The sequence below is a fragment of the Aneurinibacillus migulanus genome (assembly GCF_001274715.1).
Taxonomy (GTDB): domain Bacteria; phylum Bacillota; class Bacilli; order Aneurinibacillales; family Aneurinibacillaceae; genus Aneurinibacillus; species Aneurinibacillus migulanus.
Map to the genome: position 1 here is coordinate 2185667 of NZ_LGUG01000004.1, position 19600 is coordinate 2205266.

The window sequence follows — 19600 nt, forward strand, 5'->3', positions numbered from 1 at the left end:
AAGCCAGGGTGGTACCGCGGGTAAACCCGTCCCTTGTTGTGGGGGCGGGTTTTTTGTGTGCTTTTTTAATCTATAAAAGGAGTGGTATCACATGAAAGAGGTTCATGCAAAAGAATCTGCTGTTGAGCGCGAACAACGAGTTCATGAACGGTGGCAGGAACAGGACACTTTTCAAAAATCTATTCAAAACCGTGAAGGAAAACCGACCTTCGTATTTTATGAAGGGCCACCGACTGCAAACGGTCTTCCTCATGTTGGGCATGTATTTGGTCGTACCATTAAAGATGTGGTAGCACGATACAAAACAATGACAGGGTATCAAGTACTTCGAAAAGCCGGATGGGATACCCATGGGTTACCTGTCGAGCTGGGGGTAGAAAAACAGCTTGGCATCTCGGGAAAGCATGAAATTGAGAACTATGGAGTAGAAGCCTTTATTGCGAAATGCAAAGAGAGTGTATTTACGTATGAAAAGCAATGGCGTGACTTTACAGAGAAAATCGGATATTGGGTGGATATGGAAAGACCATATATTACCCTTGATAACTCCTATATTGAAAGTGTATGGAACATTCTTGGGACATTGCATGAAAAGGGCTTGTTATATAAAGGCCACCGTGTCTCTCCCTATTGCCCAAGTTGCCAAACTTCTCTTAGTTCTCATGAGGTGGCACAAGGATATAAAAACGTAAAAGACATCACTGTTACTGTCAAATTTAAAATAAAAGATCGTGAGAATGAGTACTTCTTAGGATGGACTACAACCCCTTGGACACTTCCTGCAAACGTAGCGTTAGCTGTTCATCCTGATATGGAATACGTACGGGTCAAAGAAGGGGGCAATGTTTATATTGTTGCTAAAGCGCTTGTGGAAAAGGTGCTACAGCAAGGATATCATGTGTTGTCCCAGCATAAAGGAAGAGAATTAGCTGGGCTTTCCTATGTACCTGTGTTTGAATTCGTACAGGTGGAAAAAGGCCACCAAGTAGTAACAGCAGAGTATGTAACAGAGCAAAGCGGTACAGGAATTGTTCATATTGCGCCAGCATATGGAGAAGAGGACTACAAGGTCATTCGAGAAAACGGCTTTTCTTTCGTAAATGTAGTAGACGGTAAGGGACAATATACGAGTGATGTTCCTCCGTTCCAGGGTAGATTCGTAAAAGACTGTGATATAGATATCGTTCGGTATTTAGCGGCTAAAGGTCTTCTGTATCACAAGGAAAAGCATGAGCATAGTTATCCTCATTGTTGGCGCTGTGACGCTCCGCTGCTGTATTATGCGAATGAAAGCTGGTTCATCCAAACGACAGCGTTAAAAGAGCAATTCCTGCAAAATAATGAGGGAGTAACATGGTATCCTTACCATATTAAGCATGGTCGATTCGGGAATTTCTTAGAAAATATGGTGGACTGGAATATCAGTCGAAATCGATATTGGGGAACACCTCTAAATATTTGGCAATGCGAGAATTGTGACCATAAATATGCTCCTAAAAGTATACAGGAGTTAAAAAGCCATGCTTCTCATGATATTGGAGAAACGATTGAATTGCATAAGCCATATGTTGATGAAGTAAAGCTATGCTGTTCCGAGTGTGGCGGTACAATGACACGTACACCGGAAGTCATTGACGTCTGGTTTGATAGCGGATCGATGCCTTTTGCCCAATATCATTATCCGTTTGAAAACAAAGAACGGTTCGAAAAACAATTTCCCGCCGATGTGGTTATAGAGGGAATTGACCAAACGCGTGGCTGGTTTTATAGTCTGCTGGCTGTATCAACTCTTTTCACAGGAAAAGCTCCTTATAAACGGGTGCTATCTCTTGGTCATATCCTGGATGAGAATGGACAGAAAATGTCGAAGAGCAAAGGAAACGCGTTAGATCCGGTTGATTTAATACAGAAATTCGGCGCGGACGCATTGCGATGGGCACTTCTGGCAGACAGTGCACCATGGAATCCAAAACGATTTTCAGAGCGTGTTGTGCAGGAAGCAAAATCAAAAGTAATCGATACAGTAGTAAACGTATACGCTTTTTATGTGTTATATGCGAACCTGGACAGCTATCGACCGGATAAAGCATATAAAGTAAAACAGACAGCATTGGATGAATGGATTTTGTCCCGTTTACACAGCACAGTAAAGCAAGTAAAACAAAGTATGGAGGATTATCAATTCACGAATGCCGTACGTGAAATAGCAGCATTCGTGGAGGAGCTAAGCAACTGGTATGTTCGTCGCTCAAGGGACCGCTTCTGGTCTCAAGGAATGAGCGAGGAAAAAGCTTCTGCGTATACAACGTTACATGAAGTAATCGTAAAAACAAGTCAATTGTTGGCACCATTCACTCCTTTTGTGGCAGAGGATATTTATTCTACTCTCGAAGGTGGGAGTGTGCATCTAACTGACTATCCGGAATATGATGAGTCGAAAATTAATGAAAAGCTAGAAAAAGAAATGGATGCGGTATTGCAGGTTGTAGAGCTGGGACGTAGTATTCGGAATACGACGTCTTTAAAAGTGAAGCAGCCATTGGCAAGCTTATCACTCATCGTAAATAAAGATGAAAAGATGGAGTGGGAATCGTATAGCGATATTGTAAAAGATGAATTAAATGTAAAGGTGTTCCAGGTTAAACAAAATGATGAGAGCTTCGTGTCTTATAAAGTGAAGCTGGATTTCCAAAAAGCAGGTCCGAAATTCGGCAAGCACACAAACAGTGTGAATCAGTGGTTGCAGAGTCTAACGAACACAAAAGCGAAAGAGTTTGTGGAAAAAGGAGAAGAACGTTTTCAAACGCCTATCGGTGATACACTAACCATCACAAAAGAAGAAGTGCTGATTGAAAAAGTACCGAAAGATGGATTTGCAGTCGCAACCAATGGCTCTTACACTGTCGTCTTAGATACGACGTTAACAGAGGAGTTAATTCAGGAAGGATTGGCTCGTGAATTGCTTCGTGCGATTCAGGAATATCGAAAGAAATTAAACTTACCTGTTAATTTACGCATTGATATGGAAATGAGCATGGACAAGGAGATGGAGCAGGTGGTGACACGTTACGAGGGCCTCTTGCAAGAAAACTTGCTGATGAATTCCTTGCATCTATGTGATGAGGTAGAGACAGGGGAGCAATTGAAGGTCGGTTCCAAGCTGGTTACTGTTCGAATCGTAAATCATCCATAGCCTGAAATAAGTGCATACTCTAAAATGAAAAAACAAGCCATCCTTGCTGTGAACGAATACAGAAAGGATGGCTTAAGCTGGATATGAAGAAGGGCACAAGGCCAATTCTCAGGGGGAAGAATTTACTGGTGTAGTTTGAAAAAGATTAGGGCTCAAGCAAATAGAAGACACATAAATCACCAACAAGCTATTTTTAAAATTTTTAACTATTGAGGAAAAACTTCTAATTGACAAAAAATAAAGAAACTCGTATATTTTAATTAACGAAGTTATAGCGACAAAAAAACGAAAAAATATTTTTTTGCTTAAATAACGACTATATAGCGACAAAATAGGAGGTAACTGAAAATGACAAATAAAATAAAAAAAATAATCACTCACATTGTAGAAGTACCGCTTAAAAACAGATGGCAAATTTCCTTGTATTCTGCAAACACAAGACAACATGCCGTTGTAGAAGTAATTTTGGAAAATGGTATTCATGGCTTCGGTGAAGCATCTCCATCCCCGGCTTTTATGGGAGAGACGGCAGAAACAATTAAGCTAGTAAACGATCTTTATTTAGCGCCACTGTTGATTGGCTTGCCTGTTGATGAAATAGCGCTTGCACATACGAAAATGAATCAAGCAATTTACGCACAAACAGCAGCAAAATCAGCGATTGACATCGCACTTCATGATGCATGGGGAAAAACATTGAATCAACCGCTCTATAAATTGATTGGCGGAGAAGTCAGAGAAACGGTCCCACTCACATACGTGGTAGGCATTAAGAATAATGAAGATGCTTACGAAGAAGCCATACGACGAGCTAATGAAGGATTTAATGTAATCAAAATTAAAGTTGGAAACGAGCCAAAAAGGGATATCGCTTTAGTTAATCTAATTCGTAAAGCGATAAACGATTCAGGAAAAGAGGCAAAGATTCGTCTTGATGCGAATCAAGGTTATGATGTGCCGACTGCAATTAAAGTGATTAAGGAGTTAGAAGAGACAGGCGAAATTGAGTCGGTTGAACAGCCGGTTCGAAAATGGAACATTTTCGGTATAAAAGAAATACGTGAAAAAGTGAAAACACCAATCATGATTGATGAAACTGTTTTTAGCCTTGAAGATGCGATGAATGCCATTAAACTTGGCATCGCTGATATTATCAATTTGAAAATTTGCAAAGTAGGTGGAATTTATCAATCTAAAAAGATTGCTGCATTGGCGGAAGCAGCAGGAATGTCTTGTACGGTTGGGAGCAACCTGGAGCTCGGTATCGGCATTGCTGCAAGTGCCCAATTTGTTACAAGTACATCGGTTGTCAAAAATCCGAGCGATTTTATATGTGGAGCTTATTTGCATGAATATGATATGACTGAAACGCCGATGATGGATTTGGTGAAGGATGGAGCGATGAAGGTCTCAGAACAACCAGGATTAGGCATTGATGTCAATACTTCATTACTTGGGAGAGAGTCATAATGAACATCTCGATTAAACGATTGCAAAACGATATAGAAAAGTATGCACGGTATGGAAAAGAGCCAAACAGTGGCATAACAAGACCAAGTTTTTCGGAAGCGGATTTTGAAGTAAGAGACTTATTTATCGACGAACTCAAACAACTTGGCCTTGAAGTAAAGGTTGACGGTGCCTCTAACATATGGGGATTAATGAAAGGAAATGGTCAGAAAAAGGGAACGATTGTCATTGGTTCTCATCTTGACACCGTACCTAACGGGGGGAAGTATGATGGTGCTTTAGGTGTTTTAGTTGCAAAGGAAATTATCCGAACATTAAAAGATCATAATATTATTTTGAATCATGAGCTTGAAATTGTATCGTTTACCGCTGAGGAACCAAACGATTTTAATTTGTCTACTATGGGCAGCCGCAGCTTTACTGGAAAATTACTTCCTGAGCATCTAATGGATGTGACAGATTCAAAAGGCACACGTTTGACCGATTGTTTTAAAAAAGCAGGCGGCGGCCTCGATCATTTTCCCGAAATGGTCCAGGCCCATAAAGACAAAAAAGCCTTTATTGAGCTTCATATAGAACAAGGCAAACGTTTGGAGCAACAAAATATTTCGGTTGCTTCCGTGAATAAGATTGTCGGTATTTACCGTGATCAAGTGACTGTTATCGGCGAAGCAAATCATGCCGGGACAACGATGATGGAACATCGGTTTGATGCGCTTACAGCAGCAGCAGAAATGGTGCTTGTAGCAGAAAAAATTGCAAGAGAGGACGTGAAAGATACCGTTTGTACGATTGGAAAATTTAACGTTTTTCCAAATGCAGCAAATATAATACCGGGAAGAGTAGAGTTTATTCTCGAAGTACGTGGAGAAACGGAAGAAGATATTCAACGGCTTGCAGCCAATATTAAAGAGGAATGGAAAAAGATTAAGAAGGCACGTAAAGTGAACGTTAAAGAGCGAAATATTCTTAATCAAAAACCTGTTCATTTAGATATGGATATTGTTGCTAGTATTGAAAAGGCAGCACAGGAACATGATGTACCAATTGTAAGGTTGGCAAGTATGGCCGGACATGATGCAAGCCATATGGCTGATATTTCAAAAACAGCGATGATCTTTGTAAAGAGTATCAATGGAAAAAGCCATTGCCCAGAAGAATATAGTACACCGGACGATATTGAAATTGCCGGTAACGTTATGCTTCAAGCTATTTTGAACGTAGATGAGCAACTTGATTAAAGCAAAAAAGGAGGTTTTTTTATGATTCATTCACCTTCGCTTTGGGGGCTTGTCCCCCTTATCGTTTTTATTATACTAATATTAAGAAAATTCAATCCTATTGCTGCTATTTCTGTTGCTATTATTGTTGGAGCTGTTATGAGTGGTTCTGGCTTAATGGAGGTTGCAGAGGTCATTGGAAAAAATGGGCTGACAGATTTTATCGCTTATATTGGTCTGGTTATTTTGGCGGGCGGCGGCCTTGGAAAAATTGCAGAAAAAACAGGAGTCGCCCGTAATATTGTATATTTTATTATGAATAAAGTCGGCATTAATACGCCAAATAAAGCGATGATTAGCACAATGATAGCATCATCCTTATTAGCTGCATTACTAGGGACGTTGGCAGGGGCAAATGCTATTGTAGCACCCGTACTTATTCCGGTAGTGGCAGCAGCCGGGTTATCATCGAGTGTCGTGGCAATTCTTTTTCACGGTGCGGCGGCTGCGGGGGTTTTAATCGGGCCATTTACGCCACCAGTAGTCACATTAATGGAATTAACAGGATTAACGTATCCTCAAGTACTTTTGTATGCCGGTCTTCCGGTTGCCGTCATTCTATGGGTGTGCACATTTGTTTATTCAAAAATGATTCTGAAGAAGTCTCTTATCGAGCATTCTTATCCGGAAGAAGATTTAAGCGGTTTCAATCAGAAAGAATCTGAGATGGATCCGAAGCAGAAAAAAATTACGACTCAGGCAACGGTTGCCTTTTCAGTAATACTCATCGCATCTATTATATACGGTATTATGATTAAAGGCGGAGCAACATATACGATTGTCATCATTTTATTAACAACCATTATAACCGGTCTTGCCGGCAGAATGTCACCGAATCAAATTGCTGATACATTTGTAGAAGGTGCGAAGCCATTGTTGTGGATTTTCATCCAATTTGTTTTGTTTACGCCATTTATTTATTTTACTGAAAAAATGGGGGGGTTCGAAGCGCTTAAAAATTTGCTTCTTCCTTATGTAGAAAATGGCGGACAAGCTACAATGGTGATACTAAGCACCATTGTAAATATTGCGGGTATTCCGGGTGCAGCCGTTGCACACTCCATTCTTATGCATAAGATGTTCATTTCAACTGTTACGGACTTACATGTTCCGATGTCTGTCTGGGTGTTGGCACTACTTGTTGGTTCGCAAATGCCGTTTTTCTTGTATCCAACCGGAGATGCCCTGGGAGCCATGGGATTGGCCCGTTCAAAAGATCTTAAAAATATAATTATCTTCGGTGTGTTTGTAACAATTATCGTCGTTTTATTTATTGTTATACGTGTGTTATTTTTGTAAACTATAACGAATGAAGAGGTGACTTGATATGGGCTGGCAGAGACTTAGAGAAGATGTAGAGAGAATGGTGTCAAAAGTCGATGGGAAAGTAAGCGTTGCCATTGAAACAGATAAGGGGCACATTTTGATTAATGCAAACGATCCTCTTCCGTCTGCAAGTTTGATTAAAGTTCCAATCATGATTGAAGCATATCGCCAAGTACAAGAAGGCAAATTGAACTTGGCTAGTAAATATTCCCTCCTACCCGAAGATAGGGTAGGAGGGATGGGCATTGTTTCTCATCTTTCACCTGAACTTCGTTTAACATTAAAAGATCTTATTTCGCTTATGATTATCATTTCCGATAATACGGCAACCAACGCGGTCATACGCAATGTTGGTATACATACCGTGAATCAGTTAGCGACTGATTTAAACTGTGGACAAACCGTTTTGGCACGGATGATGATGGATCATGAGGCGGTCAAACTAGGTAAGGATAATATAACATCAGCCAATGATATTGTTCGCTTTTTGAAGGAGATAGTAGAAGGAAGTATATTGAATGAAGAAAACAAAAAAGCTGCTTATAATACCCTTTTAAACCAACAGTTTAATACAAAACTGCCTGCCTTGATTACAGGAGGCTTTTCCCTTAATGCTACCCTTGCTCATAAAACAGGAGAACTTCCAGGAACCGAGCATGATGCCGGGGTTTTTCATATTAATGGAAAGCATGCTTATGTAGCTGTTTTAACAACAGAACTGTCTGATAATACGTCCGGTCAACGGATTATTGCTCAAGTGGGAAAACTTGTTTTTGATTACTTGAGCGCATAAGAACCCAGAGCAAAGGAACACTTTTATTTGATTTTTTAATTTTTCAACGGTTAATATTGATATAATCAACTTACTTGTATTTTTCCTTAAGTTTTCGTACAACATCGAAAAATCGATGAGTATGAAAGCATTTATGCATTAAACTATTCCTTAAGATTTTTATTACCGTTGGAGGATAAAATGGTTGTTCAAATTGCAGTGATTGGCTCTGAAAAAATGGTTCACGAAGTTATCCGTTTGAATCAAAATAAACGCATCTATATTAAACCTTTTATTTATGAAAAACCTGAAGAAGGTTTGCAACTTGTCGAGGAAGCAAAGGACTACACTGTTCTCTTTTTTACAGGTCCTATTCCTTATTATATGGCAAAAGGGAAAATTCAGGAGTATAATTTGCCTGCTGTTTACATTCCTTTTGATGAACTGGCCTTTTCTTTATCTTTGTATCATATACAACATGCATTTAATATTAATCCATTAAAGCTTTCTATTGATATTCCAAAAAAAGAAGTGGTCTATAATATATTGCATGAATTAAGACTGGACATTCAGTCAATTTTTATTAAAGAATTTGAAGACGAAATTAATCAGCATAGGTATACGGACGAGATCGTTCAATTTCATCACGATCTTTGGAAAAAAGGTGAAACTTCATTTGTTTTGACAAGCGTACAGTCTGTTTACAATGAACTGCAGAAATTAAATATTCCAAGCTTTCGTATGATGATTCCACGAAAAAATATGATCGCTACACTGGAGCAAGCTGTAACAATAGGGGAGCTTTTACTAAGTAAATCTTCACAAATTGCGGTTGGGATCGTTCAAATAGCTGAGCAACATGCTCAGAAACATTATGATGTAAAGGAGCTAAAAGTTACTATATATGGGTTTCTCACAGAGTTTGCTCGAAAGATGAATGCGTCCGTTAAAACAGTTGATGAATACACGTTTATGATTTATGGAACAAGGGGTGGTGTTGAACAACTAACTGATCAGTACCGTGTGTTTCCTTTATTGAATCATTTAAAAGAAATTAACGATGTGAACATCAATTTTGGTTTTGGTTTCGGTATTACGGTGACAGAAGCAGAGGAACATGCGCAAATTGGTTTGTATCATGCAAAGAAATTAGATGAACACAGTGTTTTTATTGTGACGGAAGAAAAGAAAGTAATTGGGCCATTAAATAAAAAGATAACAAAAACGTTTGAACTGCAAAGTCAGGATGAACGTATTCTTGCAATGGCTAAAAAAACGGGTATCAGTGTTTCAAGTATATCGAAAATAGTTAATTTTACCAATCTGCGACATAACCATAGCTTTTCCGCGAGTGATCTTGCCGATTATTTGCAGTTGAGCAGGCGTAGTGCGGAGAGAATGCTAAAAACACTTGTAGAAAAGAATTATGCCGAAATATCTGGTGAAGAACAGCCTTATCAAAAAGGGAGACCACGCTCCATTTATAAAATAAACTTATAGTCGCCCAGCTCGCCATTCGTGTTGGTGACATCAAGGTTCAAGCATACATCTGTACGCACCTACAGCATATAAAATTTTCTCCTCTCTTCTCCAGTGAAAAGAAAGGGTTGTCCTTGTCATCCCCATAAGGGGGATGATAAGGGGAAGGCGAACAAGAATCCTCTAAAGAGGTAGAGGATTCTTGTTCGCAGTCCTAAAACGGGTTAATCAACACCAGTGAAGTTGTAATTAAGTTTGTCTTGTTTTTTATCGGCTTTGATATTGGCTAGTAGAACCCCAAATAACGTAATAACTCCACCTGCTATAGAAAGAAGTGTTGGAATTTCTCCGATCCATATCCATGCAATCATAAAAGCGAGCGACGGTACTAAATAAAGAGAACTAGTCGCCTCCGAAGCTCCCTTGCGTGAAGTTACGAATGCTAAAGCGAGATATGGAAGTACAGTCGGGAAAATGCCTAAATACAGAATACTTACTGTCACATCCCACGGGGCATGTATGAGGGCTTCTCCCAGTCCTGGAAGAAAAATAAGCATCCAAAAGGTACCTGCCCAAATGGTATAAGAAGTAAAGGCAAAAAAACCGTATTTTTCTAAGTAGGATTTTTGAAAGGTGAAATATACACTTTCTGAGAACGCTGCCAAAAGAATAAAGAGAACTCCATTGTTGAATTGAAGGGTAGACTCTGCTCCTAAAGAAGTAATGATGACTCCCAAGAAGGCAAGCACGGCGCCTGTCCATTGGCGGATTCCTGGCTGTTCATCGAAGAATAGCAAGGCAAGTATTGCTGCAAAGATGGGAGTCGTTGACACGAATACACTTGCTACTCCTGCACTAACTGTTTGCTCTCCATAGTTAAGAGCGGTATGATACACTGTAAAACCCAATCCTCCCAACAATAAGATAACGGGAATATCCTTTCCTTCCGGCAACCGTATGCGAAAAATGAGCCCTAAAATAGCAAGTAGTATCGAGCCAACAAGCAAGCGCAAAAGAGAGAGATGTTCAGGCGTATAGGCATCAAGTCCAACCCGAATTCCTACAAAGGCCGAAGCCCAAAGAAAGATACTTAAACTATGGGCAAGTATAACGCTTGTATCCGACTGTTTGTGCATATTTCCCCAACCTTTCTTCTTATAACCCAACCAGTATTCATCCTTGTGTGTAATACTTTATATGTTAATCAAGGATTGATAAAATATCTTCAACCAGTTAAAAAATAATGAACCCAACCACTTTGCAAGATAAAAGAAGAAAGGAACTTGTTTGGATGGATACCGATAAATGGAAGCTGAGTAAGCAACCTCCTAAATACCAGCAAATTGTAGACGTTATCAAAGGAAAAATTGCTAATGGTGAATGGCCGGTTGGAAGTAAAATTCCAAGTCAGCGTACGCTAGCCAAAACATTTGGGGTGAATCGAAGTACTATCATCACTGCCCTGGATGAGTTAATGGCTGATGGATTAATCGAAGGAAAAATGGGGATGGGAACGTTCGTAGTCAACAATACGTGGACATTACTGGCTACCAATCCTCCACCGGATTGGAATACATATCTAAAGTCTGGTTTATACCAACCAAGCCAAGCTATTGTTCAAGAAATTAATAAGGATGAATCGAATAAACGTCTTATTCAACTCAGCAAGGGAGAGCTGTCTTCTGATATCTTTCCGTTGGATAAGATGAAACTTGTTATGCAAAGAGTAACAGAAAAAATGGGGATTTTGGGTTATGAAGAGCCCAAGGGTTTTTTGCCTTTGCGTCAGGCGTTAAGCAACTATGTAAAAACGATAGGGATTGAAGCTTCACCGTCTTCCATCTTAATTGTCTCCGGAGCGTTACAGGCGCTGCAATTAATTTCGGTAGGGCTTTTGCATAGAGGATCAACCGTACTGCTTGAACAACCTTCTTACCTTTACTCGCTGCATGTATTTCAATCAGCAGGAATGAAGCTTACAGGCTTGCCTATGGATAAACAAGGCCTTTTGCCAGAGTTTATTGCTGCACAAAGAACCCAGCAAAACAAAGCGATCCTTTATTCAATTCCCTGTTTTCATAATCCGACAGGCATTCTTATGTCAGAAGAGAGGCGTCAGGAACTTCTACAGGTATGTGAAGAAGAACGACTTCCGATTATTGAAGACGATATTTATAGAGAGTTATGGACTAGTGAACCACCACCAGCTCCTCTCAAAGCGAGAGATAGACATGGGCACGTATTGTATGTTGGTAGCTTGTCTAAAACGTTAAGTCCAGGTCTACGAATCGGCTGGATTGCCGGACCGGAACCTGTAATCGAACGATTATCTGATATAAAAATGCAGACTGATTACGGTTCTGGTTCAATATCCCAAAGAGTTGCAGCCGAATGGCTGGCAAGTGGTTTATATGATCAATATTTGACGTCTGTCAGGGAACAGCTTACCATTCGAAAGAAAGTAGCAATCGAAGCGTTAGAAACGTATATGAGCGATGTAGCTACATGGGATGTACCGGATGGTGGTTTTTTTATTTGGTTAAAAATAAATGCCAAGCTATCAACAAAGGAGCTTTTCAATAAAGCGTTACAAAAAAGGATTCTTCTCAATCCAGGTACGATTTATGCCCAAGAATCAGGGTTGTATGTCCGGTTATCCTACGCATATGCTTCCTTGCTAGAAATTAGGGAGGGAATCCGCCAAATGGCTACCATTATTCAAGATTCTAGAAGTGACTATCTTTCCATGTAACTATATAGAATTCACTTACTATAGTAACAAATGGTCGGGTGGTTGCGACCTGTGCCCCGGCAGAAAAAATGACCCATTACGAATCGAGCCATCCATGCATGGATTGATTTAGCTACGGGTAAGATAGAGCAGGTCTCGTTGTATATCCCGCTACAATCCGTTCTACCGGACAGTAGCAAGAAAATTGACAGGGATAAGGTAGCATCTATATACCTCGAAAGCCATCCGTTACAGCTTCAGTATATTTGGCCGCATATGCTTGATCAGAAAGCGAAACAGCCAATGCTAGTATACGCTCCACTGGATGACTACTATGTAGAATACATAGATGCCTTAAGTGGTAAAGTTGTGAAATCAAGGTAAGCTCCGACTTTTCGGATTCGTTTTTTATTCATGCGAAAAACTGGCTTAGCCAGGCGATATAATAAGCAAACGGAACAAGGAATAGCTGAGCAAGAACTGTCCCCACAAATCTTGAAAGGGTCAGGACGCCGACCATTTTATTGATGCTGTCTTTCTTCTCGGTTCCTTTCATGACTTTATCCGTCAAAATCGCTATTTGCGGATCAAGGAACACAGTTAAAATAATGGTGGAAAAACCGTTGATTAATCCTGTAGATGTCAGTGCGATAGAGCTATACTCTGGCTTAAGCAATGAGGCATACAGGCAGGCAAGGACGCTATCGGCATAAATCATTGCAGCTAGCATATTCAGTAACAAAATGCGTTTTGGTACACCGCCTATGCGTAAACGGGACAACGTTTCCCAGCGGGGGAGCTTAAAATGCTTTCTTGCTATTTTCATATGGTGTACTGTGGATACGTTTCTCACCAATTGGGGTACGGAGCCAGCCATCTCTAAATGAACGATCGCCCTGGACATCACGGAAACAAAAGTAGGAAGCAAGAGAGCGGCGATCACGGTTCCTAAGGAGGCTGAAAGCAAAATAACGCGGAACTGGCTTTCCAAAGCGGCGATATCACCTGTACGTTTGGCCATGTCTACCAGGCTTCCTGTAAGAGGTGCCTGTACCATATTAGATGTTCTAGATACGATGACAATTATGCTGAATACGGAAAGGGCGATCGCAATTTTCCCTGTGCGAATACCGGCGATTCTCACTGAGTAAGCAAAAGTATCAATCATATGTATAATCAAAGTAAATATGCATATTATCAATAGTTTTTCAAGCAAATGAATCCTCCTTCATAATTCTTGATAATGCAAGCCCTAACTAAAGAATTGATTCTGTATTTTTTCAGAAAATCCTTTCTGTACAGCTGAAAAGCCTTTGCATATATATGGCAAAGGCTTTTCAGCTTTTTACCTATTTTCCTTTCTCATGTAGCAAGTAGCGGAGTTTGCGGACGCTAATATTAAGCAGGCGAGATGCTTTTTGCTGGTTCCCCCATGATTCTTTTAATGCCCGTCCAACAAAGGCGGCACCGATGGTTTTTTCAAGTTCCTTTATCCGGTCCATGACGGCAGGCAAGTCAGTGCTTGAGCTATTTTTCCATTGCGTTAGTAGTTCGCGTTTCCATTCCTCCACATATTCCTCAAGCGAAGGCTTGGAGAGGGGACTTTTTTGCTCAGGTTTCTCTATAGATGGAGAAAATGAAATCATCTGCTGCTTTACGATGGCAGCAGGTAAGTAGTCGGGTGTAATCGGCCCTGGTTCACCTTCCGATAATGCAAGAGCCCGCGTTACTACGTTTGCCAATTCCCGGATGTTGCCGGGCCAGTCGTATTCCTGCATAACAGAAAGTGTTTCAGGGGCAAAAGCATTCTCATCCATATGATGACGGCGAATAAGGTGCCTTACAAGATAAGGAATGTCTTCTTTTCGATTTCGAAGAGGCGGAACGACCAGTTTTACAACATTGAGCCGGTATAGCAAATCTTCGCGGAATCGTCCATACTCTACTTCTTGCTCAAGATTGGCGTGGGAGGCAGCAATAATACGTGCATCCGTATGCCGGATTTGTTCGCTACCGATACGCATGAATTCCCTTGTTTCAAGTACACGCAGTAGTTTTACCTGGATGGCGGGAGAAGCGTCGGCGATTTCATCAAAGAACAAAGTGCCTTTACTGGCAGCTTCAAATAAACCTTTACGCGAGTGAAGCGCCCCGGTAAAAGCGCCTTTCTCGTGGCCGAATAGCTCGCTTTCGAGAAGCGTTTCTGTAAAAGCACCACAGTTCACACCTACAAACGGCTGAGAATTTCTCATGCCTGCTTCATGAAGGAAGCGGGCGAGCACTTCTTTACCGCATCCTGTCTCGCCTTCAATGAGCACCGTAATATTTTTACGGGCGATTTTATAGGCCAGGGAAAGCAAATTATACATGTCTGGATTGGTGCCGACGATGAATCCTGTCTGCTCTGCCAGTTGCATTAAGTCCGTCTGACGCTGGGTAGCCGGAGTAGTAAACAGGCTGTCGATAAGCGTCTCCAGTTCATTAATATCGTCAAACGGTTTTTCAATATAATCTTCTGCACCCAAGCGAATGGCTTCCAAAGCCGATTTGACCGTGCTGTATCCGGTCATAATGATTACACGGCAGGCAGGCATACGTTTTTTGATTGTCTTGAGAATATCAAGGCCGTTACTATCCGGCAATTTCAAATCGACAAGAGCTGCTTGATAGATGTTTTTTTCAAGTGCGGTACTTACCTCAGCAGCATTTCCAGCAAAGGAAAGGGCAATATCTTTTTTACGGAGCAAGTAGGAAAAAAAGGTTTGGACTTGTATTTCATCGTCTACGATGAGCAATCCATTCATTGTGACTCCTCCCTGTTTTCTATACTATCAGGATGATTACTAGAGCATGCCGGTAAGATAAGAGTAAAACGGCTCCCCTGGTTTTTTTCGCTCTCCGCCTCGATTGTGCCCCCATGAGCCCGTGCGATTCCAAGACTTACCGAAAGCCCAAGACCTGTACCTTGCGCTACTGCCTTCGTGGTGAAAAAAGGGTTGAAAATCTCACTTTTGTTTTTATCTTCAATTCCGCAGCCATTATCGGTAATATGCATGAAGATATGTGGATGGCCTTTTTTCTCTTTTGTTTCCGTACGAATATGGATATGTCCGGCCTTGACGTTCCGCGTCAGAATAGCATCTTTTGCGTTCAGCAGCAGATTGATGATAATTTGTTCGATTTGCTGAATATTTCCCTCTATAGGAGGTAAATTGGACTCTAGTTCTATCGTAAAAGAGATATGGTTTCGTTCAATCTGATAGCGTACAAGGCTTAAGACTTGCTGTACGGCCTGATTCAATGAACATGGCTCAAACATATATTCTTCCTGTCGGGAGAACGTGAGAAGATTTTGAATGATAAGTTTGCATCGTTTCCCGGAGGTGAAAATATCATCCAGCAGACGAGCATCCAGGCTTTCCTTCTGAGACTCCCGCAGCAAAAGCTGCGTATTTCCTAGAATGGCTGTAAGCGGATTATTCAGCTCGTGGGCAACGCCGGCCGCCATCTCACCGATGGCGGCCAATTTTCCTGATTGAATGAGCTGCGCCTCAATGTGCAGTTTTTTCGTAACATCCTTTATGTAGAGAATCACTCCATACATGACAGAATCCTCAGCAAGAACAGGATAAGCGAATACATCGCAAATTCGGTTTCCAATAAGAGGAAGCTGCTGGTACGCAGTCTGCTTTGTTCGATAACATTCAGTTAGTGGACAAGACGACCAGTCATGAGAAGGAGGCCGAAGTAATTCATGGCACTTCCGGCCATATACGAATTCCTCGGCAAGTCCAAGAAATTCGAGCACGGCTTGGTTGAAACGGACGACACGAAAATCCAAATCTACATATAGAAGCATATCTGTTACAGCACTAAATGTCCTTTCCCACTCCCGTTTGCTTTGTAATACCTCGTTATATAGCCGGGCATTCTCGATACAGACGGCGAGTTGATCGGCTACTTGCTGAAGAAAAAGAAGATCTGAATCATTGTACGCGCCGGATGAAGCGCTTCCTACACTTAGCACGCCGATTGGCCGATTTTTACTGAACAGCGGGATGAACACTGTTTCAGCGATTTGTGAGCTGATGAAAATTGTTTCTTCCAAATAGCGAATGTCTCCGCCAGTTGAGGGAGCGGTATGATAGCATGCTTGTTTATCGTTTATTACTTTCCAGCATAGCGATCGATCAGGCAGAAGCACAGTTCCCGGCAGAAGTGCCGCTTGATTGCGTGGAAAGAAATTACTTACGATAAGTTGATCGTTTTCGAATAAGGATAAGGAGAGACAATCAAGTGCGAAGATTTCCTTCAGTTTATCCGCCACGTTTTCTAGCATATCATCTAGTGACATATCGACATTGAAGCTTTTGACCACCTGATTGATGATTTCTAATTGCATATTTTTCTTTTCAATTTGCCGCAAATGCTTTTTTAATTCCGTATAGTAATTGCGCTTGGAAGATTCCAATCCGGTTAAAAGCGCAATGATATCTTGCTTTGACTCGCTCATGGAACCACTCCTTATAAAGGAAGTTCAAAAAGTCCGGGAAACAGCACGGCGAATTTCTGCGTTGCGTTGCCCCTCCGCTGCTCACGTAGTCTCCCCTCCGCTCCACTGCTCGGGTCTACTGCGCCTTGAACTTCACTGCTCTGTTTGTCCTCCTTTTTGAACAAGCTCTTATAACGCCTGCCGAAAAATCATTTCAATATCTCTCGTTTCAATATCGCGAGGATTAGTGATGAGACAAACATCTTCACTTGCAGCTTTGCTCATGACCGACACCAGATTTTCCGTAAAGCCAATATCCGATAAGCGCGTGGGAATACCAATATCCGATGCCAGTTGCCGGACATGGCGGACCGACAGCCGGGCGGCCTCTGCGGTCGTCATCTCGTTGACATTCTGCCCCATAAGTGATGCGATATCCATAAACCGCTCCGGCGCTGCCAGGAAATTATATTCCATTACGTAAGGCAAGAGAATGGCATTCAGCTTACCGTGGGGCATGTCCAGATAGCCTCCAAGCGCATGAGCCATCGCATGTACTGCGCCGAGGATTGCATTGGAGAAGGCGAGCCCTGCCTGCAAACTGGCCATTGACATAGCTGTTTTGGCCTCGCGGTTCGTACGGGAAGCAGTAGAAGCACGCAAATGCTTGGCAACAAGCGAGATGGCGTTTTGTGCCTGTACATCTGTCAGCGGCGTCGCTGCTACGCTTACATATGCTTCAATTGCATGGGTCAATACATCCATGCCGGTCTCAGCGGTTAAGTCAGCGTTTTTTGTAACAAGTGTTTGCGGGTCAATAATAGCGATATCGGGTACAAGAGACTTGGATACAATCGTCATTTTAATCTTACGTGAACAATCGATGATGACGGAGAACTGGGAGACTTCGGAGCCAGAGCCGGCGGTGGTAGGAACCATCAACAGCGGTGGAAGAGGGGATTTAATTTTATCAGCCCCTTCGAATTCATGGATCGTGCCGCCATTGGTGGCAACAATCGCAATCGCTTTCGCAGCATCCATGGCGCTGCCTCCCCCGATGCCGAGTACGGCATCACACTCACTCTCCCGGTAGCGTCGTACTCCTTCCTCAATCTCATAATCTTTTGGATTCGCGGTAATATGGTGGAATAGTTCATAGGAAAGTCCGCTGTCCTGGCAGGCAACGAGGACTTGTTCCGTCCAGCCGGCTTCCACTACGCCCGGATCACTGACGATAAATACATTATTGGCACCGATGCGCCGACAGCATTCTCCTGCCTGTTGCAGGGCACCCCACCCAAAAATAATTTCCGGTGCGGCAAATTTAGAAATTCGCATGGTTACTCCTCCGTTTCCCGAAATATCGGCCGTGTTTGCCGAAAAATCGGCACATACAGCCGGGATTTTGTTGTTTATACTCGTGAATCAGCGTATTGTCAAAAACGTAGAGTCATATTTTCTGTCGAACTACCGGTCAACAACTAACTATTTAGATTAATCTGAAAAGTTGGCATAGACTTTGCGATAGTTTAGATGACGGATGCAGTACAGAAAGGAGGGACACCGGAAGTTATTTTAGGCCCTTATTTTTATAGTAGGAGAAGATCGATAGTATTGCAATAAAAAAGAAAGCGCTTCATATCTATTGTGAAAAAGGAGAGGATACGATGGAAAACCAAGTGTTCGGATTTTACATGCCCACAGTTAATTTAATGGGAATGGGAGCGGCGAAAGAAATCGGAGAACGTATGAAATCGTATGGCAAGAAGAAGGCGTTGATTGTAACAGACGCAGGCCTTCACAAATTCGGAGTGGCAGACCAAATTGCTTCGTATGTAGAAGAGGCGGGGCTTTCGGTTGCGATTTTCCCGGGTGCCGAGCCTAATCCGACTGACAAGAACGTAGAAGAAGGATTGGCAGCATATCAGGCGGAGAATTGCGATTGTATTATCTCACTTGGCGGGGGAAGCTCGCATGATTGTGCCAAAGGCGTCGGGTTGGTTGCGGCGAATGGCGGTAGAATTCATGATTATGAAGGTGTAGACCGTTCAGCTCTGCCAATGGTAACGTTGTTTGCAGTGAATACGACATCAGGGACGGCAAGTGAGATGACGCGTTTTTGTATTATTACTGATACGTCCCGTTCAGTAAAGATGGCGATTGTGGACAAGCATGTTACCCCAACGGTTTCTATTAATGACCCGTTATTAACGGTAAAAAAACCGGCAGGACTTACAGCGGCAACCGGAATGGACGCGCTTACCCATGCGGTAGAAGCATATGTGTCGACATCCGCTACGCCCGTTACCGATGCCTGCGCTCTTCAGGCGATTCGGTTAGTTAGCCGGAATTTGCGGGTCGCGGTAGCGAATGGTGAAAACTTGCAAGCACGCGAAAATATGTCATATGCCCAATTCCTTGCTGGTATGGCATTTAACAATGCCTCATTGGGATATGTTCATGCGATTGCCCATCAGTTTGGCGGTATTTACAATCTACCGCATGGCGTCTGCAATGCGATTCTTCTGCCACATGTTGAGCGGTTCAACCTCATTTCCCGTGCTGATCGCTTTGCTGATATTGCGGAAGCGATGGGAGAGAATATTGATGGCTTATCCATGCGCGAAGCGGCGGAACGGGCGCTGGATGCTATCGTAATGCTGGCGCGTGATGTAGGTATTCCTTCCGGCTTTGCCGAGCTGGGCGCAAAAGAGGAAGATATTGAGTTATTGGCAGTGAATGCAATGAAAGATGCATGCGCGTTAACTAATCCACGTAAAGCTACGCTCGAAGACGTAAAAGAAATTATCCGCGCAGCATTTTAAGAGGACGGAGTGGGGAGGGATAAAAAGGGCAA

At 42.1% G+C, this 19600-nt stretch carries 15 protein-coding genes and 1 other annotated feature (1 of these 16 only partly in view); of the genes, 9 read left to right on the forward strand and 6 right to left on the reverse strand.

Annotated elements, in window-relative coordinates; genetic code table 11:
* Positions 1-37: a binding site (T-box leader), on the forward strand (it extends 209 nt beyond the left edge of the window).
* 54 nt (positions 38-91) lie between these two features.
* The 6 genes from ileS (at position 92) to AF333_RS12610 (ending at position 9541) form a co-directional block, all read left to right on the forward strand.
* Complete coding sequence (ileS, locus tag AF333_RS12585; RefSeq protein WP_043068922.1) at positions 92-3193, forward strand: isoleucine--tRNA ligase; 3102 nt, start codon at positions 92-94, stop codon at positions 3191-3193.
* Positions 3194-3541: 348 nt separating this feature from the next.
* Positions 3542-4663: a mandelate racemase/muconate lactonizing enzyme family protein gene (locus AF333_RS12590; protein WP_043068923.1), complete on the forward strand. Its 1122-nt coding sequence runs from the start codon at positions 3542-3544 to the stop codon at positions 4661-4663.
* Positions 4663-5904 carry a Zn-dependent hydrolase gene (locus AF333_RS12595; RefSeq protein WP_043068924.1) on the forward strand — a complete coding sequence of 414 codons (1242 nt, stop codon included), beginning with the start codon at positions 4663-4665 and terminating at the stop codon, positions 5902-5904. The genes AF333_RS12590 and AF333_RS12595 overlap by 1 nt, the downstream gene beginning before the upstream one ends.
* Positions 5905-5925: 21 nt before the next feature.
* Positions 5926-7242, forward strand: coding sequence for a hypothetical protein (locus tag AF333_RS12600; RefSeq protein WP_043068925.1), 1317 nt, complete (start codon positions 5926-5928; stop codon positions 7240-7242).
* Between the two features lie 28 nt (positions 7243-7270).
* A complete protein-coding gene (locus tag AF333_RS12605; RefSeq protein WP_043068926.1) occupies positions 7271-8062 on the forward strand; it encodes a serine hydrolase in 792 nt (263 codons plus the stop codon).
* A 180-nt stretch (positions 8063-8242) separates the two neighbouring features.
* On the forward strand, positions 8243-9541 hold the full coding sequence (locus tag AF333_RS12610) for a hypothetical protein (protein WP_043068927.1): 1299 nt from the start codon (positions 8243-8245) through the stop codon (positions 9539-9541).
* A 203-nt stretch (positions 9542-9744) separates the two neighbouring features.
* On the opposite strand, the gene AF333_RS12615 is transcribed toward AF333_RS12610, so the two are convergent.
* Positions 9745-10656: a DMT family transporter gene (locus AF333_RS12615; protein WP_043069018.1), complete on the reverse strand. Its 912-nt coding sequence runs from the start codon at positions 10654-10656 to the stop codon at positions 9745-9747.
* Between the two features lie 155 nt (positions 10657-10811).
* On the opposite strand from AF333_RS12615, the gene AF333_RS12620 reads away from it, so the two are divergent.
* Both AF333_RS12620 and AF333_RS12625 read left to right on the forward strand, forming a co-directional pair.
* Entirely contained in the window at positions 10812-12272 is a 1461-nt protein-coding gene (locus AF333_RS12620) for an aminotransferase-like domain-containing protein (RefSeq protein WP_043068928.1), read from the forward strand.
* Between the two features lie 138 nt (positions 12273-12410).
* Positions 12411-12635, forward strand: coding sequence for a hypothetical protein (locus AF333_RS12625; RefSeq protein WP_043068929.1), 225 nt, complete (start codon positions 12411-12413; stop codon positions 12633-12635).
* 28 nt (positions 12636-12663) lie between these two features.
* Here AF333_RS12625 and AF333_RS12630 read toward each other — a convergent pair whose 3' ends face one another.
* The 5 genes from AF333_RS12630 to AF333_RS12645 form a co-directional block, all read right to left on the reverse strand.
* A complete protein-coding gene (locus AF333_RS12630) occupies positions 12664-13467 on the reverse strand; it encodes a lipid II flippase Amj family protein (RefSeq protein WP_052812406.1) in 804 nt (267 codons plus the stop codon).
* A 133-nt stretch (positions 13468-13600) separates the two neighbouring features.
* Positions 13601-15055, reverse strand: coding sequence for a sigma-54-dependent transcriptional regulator (locus AF333_RS12635; protein WP_043068930.1), 1455 nt, complete (start codon positions 15053-15055; stop codon positions 13601-13603).
* Positions 15052-16764 carry an ATP-binding protein gene (locus AF333_RS12640; protein ID WP_043068931.1) on the reverse strand — a complete coding sequence of 571 codons (1713 nt, stop codon included), beginning with the start codon at positions 16762-16764 and terminating at the stop codon, positions 15052-15054. Before AF333_RS12640 ends, AF333_RS12635 begins: the two co-directional genes overlap by 4 nt.
* Before the next feature lie 11 nt (positions 16765-16775).
* Positions 16776-16928 carry a hypothetical protein gene (locus AF333_RS33645; protein ID WP_158502547.1) on the reverse strand — a complete coding sequence of 51 codons (153 nt, stop codon included), beginning with the start codon at positions 16926-16928 and terminating at the stop codon, positions 16776-16778.
* Between the two features lie 4 nt (positions 16929-16932).
* Entirely contained in the window at positions 16933-18081 is a 1149-nt protein-coding gene (locus tag AF333_RS12645) for an iron-containing alcohol dehydrogenase (protein WP_043068932.1), read from the reverse strand.
* 329 nt (positions 18082-18410) lie between these two features.
* Here AF333_RS12645 and AF333_RS12650 point away from each other — a divergent pair, with 329 nt between their 5' ends.
* Positions 18411-19568, forward strand: coding sequence for an iron-containing alcohol dehydrogenase (locus AF333_RS12650; RefSeq protein WP_043068933.1), 1158 nt, complete (start codon positions 18411-18413; stop codon positions 19566-19568).
* Positions 19569-19600: the final 32 nt, after the last annotated feature.

Excerpts from the sequence above, each read along its gene's own strand:
- ileS (WP_043068922.1), top strand. The coding sequence starts at position 92 with ATGAAAGAGGTTCATGCAAAAGAATCTGCTGTTGAGCGCGAACAACGA.
- AF333_RS12590 (WP_043068923.1), top strand. The coding sequence starts at position 3,542 with ATGACAAATAAAATAAAAAAAATAATCACTCACATTGTAGAAGTACCG.
- AF333_RS12595 (WP_043068924.1), top strand. The coding sequence starts at position 4,663 with ATGAACATCTCGATTAAACGATTGCAAAACGATATAGAAAAGTATGCA.
- AF333_RS12600 (WP_043068925.1), top strand. The coding sequence starts at position 5,926 with ATGATTCATTCACCTTCGCTTTGGGGGCTTGTCCCCCTTATCGTTTTT.
- AF333_RS12605 (WP_043068926.1), top strand. The coding sequence starts at position 7,271 with ATGGGCTGGCAGAGACTTAGAGAAGATGTAGAGAGAATGGTGTCAAAA.
- AF333_RS12610 (WP_043068927.1), top strand. The coding sequence starts at position 8,243 with ATGGTTGTTCAAATTGCAGTGATTGGCTCTGAAAAAATGGTTCACGAA.
- AF333_RS12615 (WP_043069018.1), bottom strand. The coding sequence starts at position 10,656 with ATGCACAAACAGTCGGATACAAGCGTTATACTTGCCCATAGTTTAAGT.
- AF333_RS12620 (WP_043068928.1), top strand. The coding sequence starts at position 10,812 with ATGGATACCGATAAATGGAAGCTGAGTAAGCAACCTCCTAAATACCAG.
- AF333_RS12635 (WP_043068930.1), bottom strand. The coding sequence starts at position 15,055 with ATGAATGGATTGCTCATCGTAGACGATGAAATACAAGTCCAAACCTTT.
- AF333_RS12640 (WP_043068931.1), bottom strand. The coding sequence starts at position 16,764 with ATGAGCGAGTCAAAGCAAGATATCATTGCGCTTTTAACCGGATTGGAA.
- AF333_RS12645 (WP_043068932.1), bottom strand. The coding sequence starts at position 18,081 with ATGCGAATTTCTAAATTTGCCGCACCGGAAATTATTTTTGGGTGGGGT.
- AF333_RS12650 (WP_043068933.1), top strand. The coding sequence starts at position 18,411 with ATGGAAAACCAAGTGTTCGGATTTTACATGCCCACAGTTAATTTAATG.